13 protein-coding genes are annotated in these 12,593 nt (G+C 75.9%); 7 read left to right on the top strand and 6 right to left on the bottom strand.

The window, feature by feature from the left end:
• Positions 1–70 precede the first annotated feature (70 nt).
• Positions 71–2,434 carry an ExeM/NucH family extracellular endonuclease gene (locus ACI8AD_RS20020; RefSeq protein WP_456872280.1) on the bottom strand — a complete coding sequence of 788 codons (2,364 nt, stop codon included), beginning with the start codon at positions 2,432–2,434 and terminating at the stop codon, positions 71–73.
• Positions 2,435–2,923: 489 nt separating this feature from the next.
• Between ACI8AD_RS20020 and ACI8AD_RS20015 the strand changes: the two genes are divergently transcribed.
• The 4 genes from ACI8AD_RS20015 to ACI8AD_RS20000 all read left to right on the top strand — a co-directional run bounded on the left by ACI8AD_RS20015 (position 2,924) and on the right by ACI8AD_RS20000 (position 4,841).
• Positions 2,924–3,232 carry a hypothetical protein gene (locus tag ACI8AD_RS20015; RefSeq protein WP_456872279.1) on the top strand — a complete coding sequence of 103 codons (309 nt, stop codon included), beginning with the start codon at positions 2,924–2,926 and terminating at the stop codon, positions 3,230–3,232.
• Between the two features lie 64 nt (positions 3,233–3,296).
• Complete coding sequence (locus ACI8AD_RS20010) at positions 3,297–3,500, top strand: hypothetical protein (protein ID WP_456872278.1); 204 nt, start codon at positions 3,297–3,299, stop codon at positions 3,498–3,500.
• A gap of 35 nt (positions 3,501–3,535) precedes the next feature.
• Positions 3,536–3,949: a hypothetical protein gene (locus ACI8AD_RS20005; protein ID WP_456872277.1), complete on the top strand. Its 414-nt coding sequence runs from the start codon at positions 3,536–3,538 to the stop codon at positions 3,947–3,949.
• A 31-nt stretch (positions 3,950–3,980) separates the two neighbouring features.
• Positions 3,981–4,841, top strand: coding sequence for a DUF998 domain-containing protein (locus ACI8AD_RS20000; protein WP_456872276.1), 861 nt, complete (start codon positions 3,981–3,983; stop codon positions 4,839–4,841).
• A 44-nt stretch (positions 4,842–4,885) separates the two neighbouring features.
• On the opposite strand, the gene ACI8AD_RS19995 is transcribed toward ACI8AD_RS20000, so the two are convergent.
• Positions 4,886–5,800 (bottom strand): DMT family transporter, encoded by a 915-nt coding sequence (locus tag ACI8AD_RS19995; RefSeq protein ID WP_456872275.1) that lies wholly within the window; start codon positions 5,798–5,800, stop codon positions 4,886–4,888.
• A 101-nt stretch (positions 5,801–5,901) separates the two neighbouring features.
• Entirely contained in the window at positions 5,902–6,654 is a 753-nt protein-coding gene (locus tag ACI8AD_RS19990; RefSeq protein ID WP_456872274.1) for an SDR family oxidoreductase, read from the bottom strand.
• An 85-nt stretch (positions 6,655–6,739) separates the two neighbouring features.
• Between ACI8AD_RS19990 and ACI8AD_RS19985 the strand changes: the two genes are divergently transcribed.
• Positions 6,740–8,320, top strand: coding sequence for a helix-turn-helix domain-containing protein (locus tag ACI8AD_RS19985; RefSeq protein WP_456872273.1), 1,581 nt, complete (start codon positions 6,740–6,742; stop codon positions 8,318–8,320).
• Positions 8,321–8,438: 118 nt separating this feature from the next.
• The gene (locus tag ACI8AD_RS19980; RefSeq protein WP_456872272.1) at positions 8,439–8,921 is read left to right on the top strand and encodes a VOC family protein; all 483 of its coding nucleotides are present in this window, start codon (positions 8,439–8,441) and stop codon (positions 8,919–8,921) included.
• Between the two features lie 17 nt (positions 8,922–8,938).
• Here ACI8AD_RS19980 and ACI8AD_RS19975 read toward each other — a convergent pair whose 3' ends face one another.
• Positions 8,939–9,697, bottom strand: a complete 759-nt coding sequence (locus tag ACI8AD_RS19975) for an SDR family NAD(P)-dependent oxidoreductase (RefSeq protein ID WP_456872271.1) — start codon at positions 9,695–9,697, stop codon at positions 8,939–8,941.
• A 120-nt stretch (positions 9,698–9,817) separates the two neighbouring features.
• Between ACI8AD_RS19975 and ACI8AD_RS19970 the strand changes: the two genes are divergently transcribed.
• Positions 9,818–10,714 (top strand): polysaccharide deacetylase family protein, encoded by an 897-nt coding sequence (locus ACI8AD_RS19970; RefSeq protein ID WP_456872270.1) that lies wholly within the window; start codon positions 9,818–9,820, stop codon positions 10,712–10,714.
• 6 nt (positions 10,715–10,720) lie between these two features.
• Here ACI8AD_RS19970 and ACI8AD_RS19965 read toward each other — a convergent pair whose 3' ends face one another.
• Together ACI8AD_RS19965 and ACI8AD_RS19960 are read right to left on the bottom strand one after the other, a co-directional pair.
• Positions 10,721–11,761 carry a heparan-alpha-glucosaminide N-acetyltransferase domain-containing protein gene (locus ACI8AD_RS19965; RefSeq protein ID WP_456872269.1) on the bottom strand — a complete coding sequence of 347 codons (1,041 nt, stop codon included), beginning with the start codon at positions 11,759–11,761 and terminating at the stop codon, positions 10,721–10,723.
• Positions 11,762–11,779: 18 nt separating this feature from the next.
• Positions 11,780–12,523: a DUF5995 family protein gene (locus ACI8AD_RS19960; RefSeq protein WP_456872268.1), complete on the bottom strand. Its 744-nt coding sequence runs from the start codon at positions 12,521–12,523 to the stop codon at positions 11,780–11,782.
• Between the last annotated feature and the right edge of the window lie 70 nt (positions 12,524–12,593).

Here is a 12,593-nt window from a genome sequence, read left to right as displayed (position 1 = left end):
ACAACCCCCGCGCCCGCGGGCGCGGGGGCCCCCCGGGGGGCCCCGGGCGGCCCGGGTGTCCAGCGGACGCCTAGGACTCCGCGCCCTCCTGCTCGGCCGTCCCGGTGCCGCGGCCCTGGGTCAGGACGTCGCCCTCCCCCGGACCGCCGACCAGGGTGTCGTCGCCGTTGCCGCCCTCGAGGGTGTCGGCGCCGAAGCCGCCGAGCAGCCGGTCGTCGCCGTTCTCCCCGGACAGCCGGTCGTCCCCGGCGCCGCCGCAGATCACGTCGTCGGCGTTGCCGCCGGTGATCGTGTCGTTCCCGCCGAGACCCATGATCACGTCGACGCCGGTGGTGCCGCGCAGCGTGTCGTCCCCGTCGGTGCCGCGGATGGTCGGGACCAGCCCGTTGCAGCGCTCGTCCAGGTCGATCCCGAGGACCAGCGGGTCGTGGTCGCTGGACCGGTAGGGGTCGTCGTCGTAGAGCGCCGGGTCGCCGTCGTACTGGTAGGCCGACGACTCGACGGCGTTGATGTTCCAGTGCGCCAGCCCGGTGACCTTCTCCTCCAGCGCCGCGGTGGCCAGCGCGTGGTCGAGCGAGCCGGACAGCCCGTCGAACACGTAGCTGTAGCGGCCCGGGTCGAACTCCTCGCCCAGGTCGGCGTAGCCGGCGTCGCGGAGGGCGACGATCGGGTCCTCCTGGCTGTAGGCGTTGAAGTCACCGAGCAGGACGACGTCCTCGTCCCCGGTCTCGGCGCGCAGCCGGTCGGCGAACGCGGCGAGCGAGGCGGCCTGCCGCGTGCGGTCGCCGTTGTAGGCACCCTGGCCGTCGCCGGCGTCGACGTTGTCGCCGGTCGCCCCGCCCGCGCCCTTGGACTTGAAGTGGTTGGCGACGACGGTGAACGCGTCGCCGTCCTTGACGAAGGTCTGGGCCTGCGGCTCGCGGGCGTTGTCCCAGACCTCCTCGTCGACCAGGCCCACCGGGTCGCCGACCGGCTGCACGACGTCGTCCTGGTAGATGATCGCGCTGCGGATCACGTCGCGGTCGACGGCGTAGAGCTCCTCGGGCAGCGGCACGTAGGCCCACTTGTCGTACCCGGCGGCGGTGTTCAGCCGGCCGACCAGGTCGGCGAGGGCGCCGTCGGCGTCGCCCGGGCTGGCACCGGTGGAGTCGGTGTCCTCGATCTCCATGAGGGTGACCACGTCGGCCCCGAGCGCCTCGATGGCGCTGACGATCTTGGCCGCCTGCTCCTCGAACTCCGCCGGGCTGCTCGCGCCGCGGGCGTCGGGCCCGGTGAGGGTGGTGAAGTAGTTGAGCACGTTGAACGCGCCCACCTGCACGTCACCGCCCACCGGGTCCGGCGCCGTGGGGCGCTCGCCGAGCGTGCCGATCGTGCCCTCGGGGGTGCCGTCGGCCGGCTGCAGCCGCCAGTTGTTGAACCCGTAGCCCAGCACCGTCGGGGCGGTGAACACGACGGTCTCGCCGACCCGGATCGGGTCGGCCGCCGTCAGGTAGGGGTGGTTGGTGACGCCGGTGCGCGCGGTGGAGGCGTCGTCGAGGACGATCCGGCGGCGGGCGTTGTCGGAGGCGACGGCGGTGGCCTCCGGGGTGCCCGGCCGGGCCACCTCGGTGGGCTGCAGGAGCACGCCGTCGGCCGCGAGCAGCAGCTCGCCGAAGCCGCCCTGGGCGCCGCCCACGAGCTGGAAGACGTCGCTGACGACGAGGTCCTCGTCGGGGTCCACGAGCATGCCTTCGAGCCGCTCCCGCTCGGCGTCGGTGGCCGGGAGCGCCAGCGCCACGGCGGCCGGCAGGTCGCCCTCGTCGCCGTCGGCGCACACCGCGACGTCGGTCTGGGAGGTGATCTGCGTCTGGCCGCCGAACTCGTTGGCCCGCCCGGTCACCGCCACGGTGTCGCCGAGGTCCACCGCCACGGGGCTGAACACGAACACGCCGTCGGAGGTGGCGGGGTCGCCGTCGCCGTCGGGGTCCTGCAGGTAGAAGCCGGACAGCCCGGGCACGTCGCCGACGACGACGCCGCGGACGGTGACCGTCGTCCCGTTCACCGGCGTGGTGGCCCCGGTCCCCTGCACGGCGCCGATCTCGGAGGTCGGGGTGGTGTCGCAGACGCCGGCCGGCGGGGGCGGGGGCTCGGGGGTGAACGTGGGGTTCACCGAACCCCTGGTGCTCGCCGCCGGGCCGAACCACCGCAGCGCCTGCGTGTCGGTGTCGTACCGACGGGACAGCGACTGCCCCTCGGGAACACCCTCCTCGGACACCCCGATGTCGGTGCTGACCATCCCGTCCGCCGGTCCACCGACGGCCGTGAAGACGCCCTCGTAGGAGAGGAACTCCGCGACCGTGCCGTCGGGACCCACGAGCGCGAGGCCGTCGGGCGAGCCGTTCTGGACACCGGCGGAGGCCGGGTAGTCGACCACGGCCACGGCGGGACCGGTCACCGACGGTGAGCGTCTGCCGGGAGACGGCGTCGTAGACCACGCCACCGTTGCCGTTGTAGAGGAAGAGCTTCCAGCCAGCCGACGAGGTCCCGGCAGGGAACTCGACCTCGACGAACTCGCCGGTGTCCGTACCGGCGTCGTCGTAGTGGATCTCGGAGATGAACGGCGTGCTCGGCGCGGCCGAGGCGATCGCGGGGAGGCCCACGACGGCCAGGGAGGCGGCGGCGGTGCCGAGGGCGGCGCGGCGCGCGAGCACGCGCCGGGATCCAGGGGATGAGCGCACGGAGAACCCTTCGAGAGGCGCCGGGGACGTCCACATGGTGGGCACACGAGGTGCCCGGGCCGACAACGGGGTGTGACGGCCGGATGACTGCGGCGTGCAGTGTGACCCCGATCCCACCGGTACCGGCGTGTCGCGGTTCCGACACGCGGTCGTCCGGCGCCGTCGTCGACCGAACGCGTGTTCGACCGGCGTGCCAGACTGCGCAGGTGGCAGGCGGGATGCACCGGGGGTCGTCACGGCCGTCGCTCGGCGAGCGCGCCGCCGACTCCGGCGTCCGCCCGGCCGGCCCGCCCCCGGCGGCCGGCGCCCTCCCGCCCCCGCGCCGGGACGACACCGGCCGGCACTGCTGGGTGCACGACCCGCCGGGCGCCTCCGGCCGGCTCCCCGGCCTGCTCGTCGAGTGGCGGCAGCGGCCCGGGGGCTGGCAGGGCCGGGTGGCCTACGCCGTCCCCGGTCCGCACGGGCCGGTGCTGGTCGAGGCGTGGCTGCCCGCCGCCGCCCTGCAGCAGCGGTGAGGCGTTTCCCCGGCGACGGGACGGCTATGGCCTCCCGGAGAGAACCGACCACGGAGGTACCGCGATGACCACGCCACCCGACCGCCCGACCCTCGACGACGTCATGGACACCGAGGAGTCCGCGCCCCGGGACCGCCAGCAGCACGGCAAGGCCGACCCCCGGCCCGACGACGACGAACTCCAGCACCGCACCGAGCAGGAGCGGCAGGCCGTGGGCTCCGACGACGCCGACCCGGCCGGGGCGGACTTCCACGCCGCGACCGACTGAACGGCGACCCCGGGGCGCGTCCCGCGCGGACGCCGGTGACCCGGCTCGGGCCCGACGGCGTCGGCTGCTGGGTGGTCAAGACCGCCCGGCCGCCGGACGCCGTCGTCCCCGGCTGGCGCCCCGGGCAGACGCACGAGGTGACCCGCTGCCTGCGGCCGTCCTACCGGCTGGGCCTCGTGCGGCCCGGGCAGCCGGTGCTGCTGTGGCTCAGCGGCCGCGACCGCCCCGGGGTGCACGCCACCGGCGTGCTGGCCGCCGAGGTGGCGACCGGTGACGACGGCCCGGTCGTGGTCGTCCGGCTCACCCTGCTGCCCGACCCGATCCCCCGCGCCGACCTGCTGGCCGACCCGGCCGCGCGGGACGCCGAGGTGCTGCGCGCGCCGGCCGGCAGCAACCCCTCCTACCTGACCCCGGCGCAGTACGCCGCCGTCCTCGCCCACCTCCCGTGACACCGCAGCCGGCCGCGACGCGGCTGGGACCATGGGACGCGTGTCGAGGAAGCGGATCACCTGGGGCGCGCTCGCCTGGCTGCTGACCCTGCAGTTCTTCGTCGTCGAGACGATCGCGCAGCTGAGCTCGGAGGTGCCCTACTCGCGCTCGGCGGAGGTCATCAGCGCGCTGGGCGACCCCACCCGGCCCGGCTCCACCCTGATGAACGCCTCGTTCGTCGTGCAGGCCGCGCTCATCGGCGCCGGCGCGGTGGCGCTGCTGCCGGCGCTGCGCGGGCGCGCCGCCCGCCCGGCGGTGGCGCTGCTCGGCGCCGCCGCGCTCGGCGTGCTGCTGGTCGGGGTCTTCCCCCGCCTGACCGACCCGTCGCTGCACACCACCGGCGCGGTGCTGTACCTGGTCGGCGGCGGGCTGGGCCTCATGGCGCTGGCCTACGCCGTGCGGCCGTGGTCGGAGGCGCTGGGGACCACGGTGGTCCTGCTCGGCCTGTTCGGCACCGCGATGACGGTCTTCTACGCCGCCGGGGTGGTCGGGCTGCTCGGCGAGGGCGGCACCGAGCGGGCCGCGGCCTACGTGCTGCCGATCGGCCTGGCGCTGGCCGGCCCGGCCCTGTGGTGGCTCACCCGCACCCGCGACGAGCCGGGGCCCGGCGGCCGCCGGTCGCGCGCCGAGGCGCGGGAGCAGGAGCGGCTGGCCCGCGCCCGCAGCGCCGCCGAGCGCGACGACGCCCTCGAGGCCGCCGCCCGCCGGGCCGCGGCGGCGCAGCGGCGCGGCACCACCGGCACCGGTCCGCAGGCCGGCTCCCCCGACGACGGCCCCTCCGACGACCACGACGACGACCACGACGACGACCTCGACCCCGACGACCCCTGGGCCGGCCCGCGGCGCCGCTGAACCGGTCGCGACCGCCTGGCGGTCGAAGCGATCGGCTCGCGCGCCTACCTCCGGACCGGCTGCCGGGCCGGCGCCGGGGCGCGCACCGGCCCGCGCCGGCGCGAGAGCGCCACGCCGGCCAGGCACACCACGCCACCGACCACCGCCAGCGGAGCCGGGACCTCGTCGAGCAGCAGCCAGGACAGCAGCACCACCAGCGGCGGCACCAGGTAGGTGGTCACGCCCAGCCGGCCGGCCTCGGTGCGCGCCAGGGCGTAGGCCCAGGTGCTGAACGCCAGCGCCGTGGGCACCACCCCGAGGTAGACCGTGCCCAGCACCGACGACGCCGGCGCGGTGGCCAGCTCGGTCACCAGCGCGCCGGCCCACGGCAGGCAGCACACCGCCCCGATGGCGCAGGCGGTGGCGGTGACCTGCAGCGGCGGCAGCCGGCGCAGCACCGGCTTCTGCGCCACCACGCCGACGGCGTAGGTCACCGCGGCCACCAGGCACAGCAGCACGCCGAGCAGGTCACCGCCGCCCTGCCGGCCGGCGACGCCGATGAGCAGCACCCCGGCGAAGGCGACGGCGAGACCGGCCACCAGCCAGCGCGGGAAGCCCTCCTGCAGCCAGACGCCGGCCAGGACCGCGATGAGGATCGGCCCGACGTTGACCAGCATCGCCGTCGTCCCGGCGTCGAGGTGCCGCTCGGCGGCGTTGAGCGCCACGTTGTAGACGGCGAACCAGCCGACCCCGCAGACGGCCAGCAGCCGCCACTCGCGCGGCGTCGGTGCCACCCACCCGCGGCCCACCGACAGCAGCGCCAGCACCGCCGCGCCGACCAGCAGCCGCCCCAGCGCCAGGGCCCCGGGCGAGAGGTCGGCGCCCACCGCGCGGATGCCGACGAAGGCCGACGCCCACGCCAGCACGGTGACGGTGACGGCGGTGAGGACGGGCAGGGAGACCGGGCGGGCTGGGGGCACGTCCCCGAACCTAGGGACCGGCACCGACGCCGCGCTGGCGACTTCCGGACACCGCACCGGGACGGCAGTCCCGGCGCGGAGTCCGGCAGGATCGCCGCGGTTCAGGCGCCCCGCAGGTGCTCGGTGTAGGTGCGGCGCCCCCGCGCGGCCCCCGGCCCGGGCAGCACGCCGCCCTCGCGGAAGGCCGCCGAGAGCCGTCCCGGCAGCGGCGTGGCCACCACCCGCACGCCGGGCTCGCGGGCGGCCGCCCAGGCGCGGGCGAGCTCGGCGGCCGACAGCGCCTCCGGCCCGCCGAACTCCACGACGTCGCCGGTCGCCGCACCGGAGGCGACCTCGGCCACGAAGGCGGCCGCCTCCCCGACGTCGACCGGTGCGGCCTGCCAGCCCATCGGCACCGGCAGCACCGGGCCGCGGCGGGCGGTGGCCAGCATCTCGTCGACGAAGTGGTGGAACTGGGTGATCCGCAACAGCGTCACCGGCAGGCCGGAGGCCAGCAGCACCTGCTCGGCGGCGAACTTGGCCCGGTAGTAGTTCCAGGGCACCCGGTCGACGCCGACGATCGAGACGTAGACCAGGTGCTGCACGCGCCCGCGGTCGAGGGCCTGCACCAGGCGGCGGGTGCCGGCGACGTCGACCTGCCACGGGTCCCCCCGCGGGTCGCTGGCCGCGTGCACGACGACGTCGACGCCGCGGACGGCCGCCGGCAGGTCGCGGCCGGTGGCCAGGTCGGCGCGCACCCCGCCGGGACCCGCGCCGCGCCGCGACATCTGCCGGACCGCGTGGCCGGCCTGCTGCAGGACGGGCACCACCCTCCGGCCGAGCTGACCGCTTCCCCCGGTGACCAGGACGTCCATGGGCACAGTCTGCCGCTCCGGGCGGACCGGTCCTCCCCGGCGCGCCTCGCCGGTGCATCTCACCTACGAGATACCGTGGCCTCCCGTGACCGCGACCGAGTTCCCGGCCGAGACGACGGCCCCCTCGTCCGCCCTGCCCCCCGCCAGCGGCGCCGCCGTGCGGATCGGCGCGCTGGTGCGCGACGCCCGCCGGCACCGTGGCCTGACCCAGCAGCAGCTCGCCGAGCGCCTCGGCACCAGCCAGAGCGCCGTCGCCCGCATCGAGCAGGGCGGCCAGAACCTCACCCTGGACCTGCTCGGCCGGCTGTCCGAGGCGCTGGAGAGCGCGCTGATCAGCGTGGGCCCGGCCGGCCCCACGCACCTGCGGGTCACCGGCGGCACCCCGCTGCGCGGCAGCGTGACGGTGAAGTCGTCGAAGAACGCCGCGGTGGCGCTGCTGTGCGCCGCGCTGCTCAACCGCGGCCGGACGACGCTGCGCAACGTCGCCCGCATCGTCGAGGTGGACCGCATCCTCGACGTGCTGCGCTCCATCGGGGTCTCGGCCACCTGGGACGCCGCCGGCCGCGACCTGACCCTGCAGGTCCCCGACGAGCTGGACCTGGCCGGCATCGACGCCGACGCCGCCCGCCGCACCCGCAGCATCATCATGTTCCTCGGCCCGCTGCTGCACCGGGCCCGCGAGTTCCGGCTGCCCTACGCCGGTGGCTGCGACCTGGGCACCCGCACCGTGGAGCCGCACATGATCGCGCTGCGGCCCTTCGGGCTGGCGATCGAGGCGCACGCTGGCGAGTACCAGGCCACCGTCGCCCCGACGGCGACCGAGCGGCGCACCATCGTGCTGACCGAGCGCGGCGACACCGTCACCGAGAACGCGCTGCTGGCCGCCGCCCGCACCGAGGGCACCACGGTCATCCGCAACGCCAGCTCCAACTACATGGTCCAGGACCTCTGCCTGTACCTGCAGCTGCTCGGCGTCGGCGTCGAGGGCCTCGGGACGACGACGCTCACCGTGACCGGCCGAGCGGTGCTCGACGCCGACGTCGACTACACGATCAGCGAGGACCCGGTCGAGGCGATGAGCCTGCTGACCGCCGGCATCGTGACCGGCTCGGAGCTCACCGTGCGCCGCGCGCCGGTGGAGTTCCTCGAGATCGAGCTGGCGGTGCTGGCCGAGATGGGCCTGCGCCACTCCCTCTCCGAGGAGTACCTGGCCGACAACGGCCACACCCGGCTGGCCGACATCACCATCCGCCCCTCGCAGCTCAAGGCCCCGATCGACAAGATCCACCCGATGCCGTTCCCGGGCCTCAACATCGACAACCTGCCGTTCTTCGCCGTCATCGCCGCCTCGGCCACCGGCTCGACGCTCATCCACGACTGGGTCTACGACAACCGCGCCATCCACCTGTCGGACCTGACCCGCCTGGGCGCCGACGTGCGGCTCATGGACCCCCACCGGGTGCTGGTGACCGGCCCGACCCGCTGGCGCAGCGCCGAGGTGGTCTGCCCGCCGGCGCTGCGCCCGGCGGTGTGCATCCTGCTGGCGATGCTGGCCGCGCGCGGCACGTCGGTGCTGCGCAACGTCGACATCATCGCCCGCGGCTACGAGCACCTCTACGAGCGGCTGGTCGAGATGGGCGCCTCGATCGAGGTCTTCTCCGACTAGTGCGGCATAGGAAGCTATCCGCACGTCTCGGCCGTTCGGACGTGCGGATAGCTTCCAATGCCTGGGCAGGTCCCCGGGGGTTGACCCTGACGCCACGTCAGGCGCTTCGCTCGCGGGCATGACCGGCACCGCAGCCCCCGGCGTGGACCGGGACGTCTACCCCATGCCCGCGTTCGTCACCTTCCCGGTGAGCGACCTGGCGGCGACCACGCGCTGGTACGAGGCCCTCGGGTTCGTCGTGCTGGCCACGCTGCCCGGCCCCGGCGGGACGGACTCCCTGGTCCACCTGCGCCGGCAGCGCTACCAGGACCTGCTGCTGGTCCCCGGGCGGCCCACGCCGGGCCCGCGGGTCGGCTTCGCCGCCGGCGAGGAGGACCTCGACGAGCGGGCCGCGCGGCTGCGGCGGCACGCGGCCGCGGCCGGCGGCTCCGTCGAGGGACCGGTGGACACGCCCTGGTTCACCCGCGACCTGGTGGCGACCGACCCGGACGGCTACGTCGTCGTCCTCACCGCGCCGCGGCTTGCTGACGTCGCCGCGGCCCCGGAGTGGACCGACGCGGTCACCGGCTCCCTGGGCCGCCGGCCCGGCGGGGCCGGGTAGCGCGGCGGACGGGGAGCTCAGCGCTCCTGGTCGGTGGGCCGGACGAGGACCTCGTTGACCGCCACGTGCCGCGGCTGGCTGACGACGTAGACGATCGCGCGGGCGACGTCCTCGGCCTGCAGCGGCGTCATCCCGCCGACCATCTGCTGCGTGGCCGCCTTCGCCTCGGGCTGGGTGATGTGGTCGGTGAGCTCGGTGGCCACCGCCCCCGGCTCGACCAGCGAGACGCGCACCCCGCGGGTGGTCACCTCCTGGCGCAGCGACTCGCTGAACGCGTTCACCGCCCACTTGCTGGCGTTGTAGACGCCGGCGCCCCTCCGCGCGGTGCGCCCGGCCACGCTGGAGACGTTCACGACGTCGCCGGAGCCCTGCTCCAGCATGCCGTCGATCGCCGCGTGCGTCGTGTACATCAGGCCCAGCACGTTGGTCGAGACCATCCGCCGCCAGTCCTCGACGTCGGCGCCGACGATGGTGCCCAGCAGCATCACGCCGGCGTTGTTCACCAGGACGTCGAGGCCGCCGAGGTCCGCCCGGGTGCGCGTGACGGCGTCGCGGCAGGACGCCTCGTCGGTGACGTCGAGGTCGAGGGCCAGCACGCGCGCGCCCTCGCCGCGCAGCCGCTCGGCCAGCGCGGCGAGGCGGTCGGCGCGGCGGGCGCCGACCGCGACGGCGGCACCGGCCCGGGCGAGCGCGACCGCCGTCGCCTCGCCGATCCCCGACGACGCCCCGGTGACCAGGGCGACCCTCCCGGACAGTGGTCGGCCGGCGTCGGTCATGCGGTCCTCCTCCCGCGCCGCGGGTGCGGCACCGTGGACAGCCTGCGGCCGCCGGCGTGATCCGGCAGCGCGAGGAAGTGCGGCTTCCCAGGGCCCCGCCACCGGGTCTAGACCGTTCCCATGACGACGAGGCGAGGGTTCCTGCTGGGGGCCGGGGCGGGCGCGGCCGGCCTGGCGGTGGGCGCGACGGGCGCCGCGCTGGTCACCACCGGCGACGACGACGCGCGGCGCCGGGCGACCGCGAGTGCCGAGAAGCGCTTCTTCGAGGCCGCCGGCGCCGCCGACGAGGGCGAGGGGGTGGCCCGGCTCGGCACCCGCCGGGTCGTCTGGAACACCACGGTGACCGAGCCGGTCGCCGCGATCACCTTCGACGACGGCCCGACGCCGGAGTACACCCCGCGCATCCTCGACGCGCTGGACGAGGCGGGGCTGACCGCGACGTTCAACGTCATGGGCTGGAACGGCGTCCACCACCCCGAGGTGCTGCGCGACGTGGTGGCCGCGGGGCACGAGATCGGCAACCACACCTGGACCCACCGCGACCTCACCACGCTCACCCAGGAGCAGACCAAGGAGGAGATGGTCCGCTGCAAGGACGAGATCGAGGCCCTGCTCGGGCAGCCGTTCACCAGCTTCCGGCCCCCGCGCGGGGAGCTCACCGGCTACGCGCTGCGCATCGCCGCCGAGCTCGGCTACGACACCTACATCTGGTCGGTCACCCGCGGCCCCGGCGACAAGAAGGAGGTCACCGAGATCGAGGACTACATGGGCCAGACGGTCCAGGCCGGCGACGTCCTGGGCCTGCACGACGGCATCGGCCGCGGCACCTTCGACCCCGAGGCGGCCTTCGCGGTGGCGCTGGCGCAGCGGCGGGAGCTGGAGGTGGCGGCGCTGCCGACGGCGCTGCGGCAGATCGCCGACCGCGGGATCACCCTGGTGAGCGCGAACCGGCTGCTCGAGCGCAGCGTGCCCGAGCCGATCGGCGGCAGCCCGCCACCCGCGCCGGACGGCGACTGAGCGGGGTCAGACCCGGACGACGATCCCGCGGCGCAGCAGCGCGGCGCACAGCGCCCACACGACCGTGATCGAGAGCACCGGGTAGAGCCAGGCGGACACGACCGCGCCGGCGACCGAGGTCACCCAGTCGTCGACCGCGGGCTGGACCGCGTGCGACAGGACCGCCCGGAACACGATCTCGGAGAACACGAACGCCACGACGGCGTTGACCCCGAGCACCTCCAGCGGCCGGAAGGGGCGGACGACGCCGCGCACGTCGACCAGCCAGTGCAGCGCGGCCAGCGCGAACAGCGCGATCCCGCCGGTGACGAGGACGAACGACGGCGACCACAGCCGCTTGTTGAGCGCGACGGGGGGCGCGAGGGCCAGGCCGGCGACGACGAGCGCGGTGCCGCCCGCGGCCAGCCGGGTGAGGGCCGCCCGCCCCGGGTCGGAGGCCAGCACCCGCCCGGCCAGCACGCCGAGGAAGACGGTGACGGCGCTGCCGAGGTAGGAGTGCGGCGCCTCGGCGGAGAAGGACACCCCGATCGCGGCGTCCACGGTCCGCCCCCACGACCGGTCCGGCCCGCCGCCGAGGGTGACCGTCAGGACGCTCAGCGTGGCCAGCAGCCCCGCGGCGACGGGTACCTGCGCCGGGCGGGGCAGCCGCAGCAGCAGCCAGCACAGCAGGTAGGCGCCGGCGATGTGCCCGAGCACGCCCACCCCGGCGGTGAGCGACCAGTACTTCGCGGCGACGACCAGCCAGCCGAGGGCGGCCAGCCGCAGCGCCCGGAGCAGCGCCTGCCGCGGCTGCTGGGCCCGCCGCGAGAAGGGCACCGACACGCCCACGACCAGCAGGAAGACGGGGAAGACGACGTCGGCCACGCGCAGCCCGTCCCAGGCGGCGTGCTCGAGCTGGTCGGGGATCGCCGCGTTGCCGCGGTTGTCGACGAGCAGCATCCCGACGACGGCGAGCCCGCGCAGCACGTCGACCCCGCGCAGCCGGAGCCGCGGGCGCTGCGGCGGCGCGCCGACCTCCGGAGGGGAGGCCCCCGGGCCGGTCGTCACGCTTCCACGATAGGGGGATCAGTCCTCCGGCAGGAGGACGCCGAAGCCGCGGACGGCCAGCCGCAGCAGCACCGGCCCGGACCGACGCAGGTCGGCCACCCGGGCGGCGCTGACCGCCTCGAGCTGGGCCTCCCGGCGGGCGTAGGCGTCGGCGCCCTGCAGCCGCGCCGCGTGCAGCGCCAGGGTGTTGGACCACACCTTGCGCCGCGACTCCCGCAGCACAACGCGGACGGCGGTGCGGTTGGCCCCGCCCATGACGCGGTCGAGCAGGGTGCGCCGGCTGCCCTCCGCCGCCAGCGCCCGGTCCTCCTCGCCCACCCGGCCGACGAGGACCTCGTCGATGCACTCGTGGTCGCGGCGGCGGCTGTCCAGCAGCGGCGGGTCGGCGAAGTCGGCCGGGCCGATCACCCGCACCAGCGACCGGGGCAGGTCGTAGTTGATGTGCGCGTTCATGCCCAGCAGCACGTGGCCCTCGGGCCGGGTCCCCTCGCCGGTCCCGAACGCCGCCCGCCACGGCGCCGGCGCGGTCGCCGGGTCGCGGCGGTGCGCCTCGAGGGCGTCGAGGTAGAGACCGGCGAAGTCGACGTCCCAGTCGGTGACCCAGTCCGGGTCCTCGAACCGCCCGGCGTCGATCGCCGCGCCGACGGCCTGCGTGGTGCGCAGGTACGTGCCGAGGAAGTGCCGCGCGGGATCGCCCTCCGCGGCCAGCCCGTCGAGCAGCCGCTGCATGCGGTCGATGAGCTCGTCCACCGGCGCCGTCACGCCCGCGATGGTGCCGCGCGACGGCCGGCTCCGCAGGCCGGCTCGCAGGCCGGCTCCCCGGTCGGCGCCC

This window comes from Geodermatophilus sp. SYSU D00766, assembly GCF_054049915.1.
This window is presented reverse-complemented; position numbering and strand designations above follow the sequence as displayed.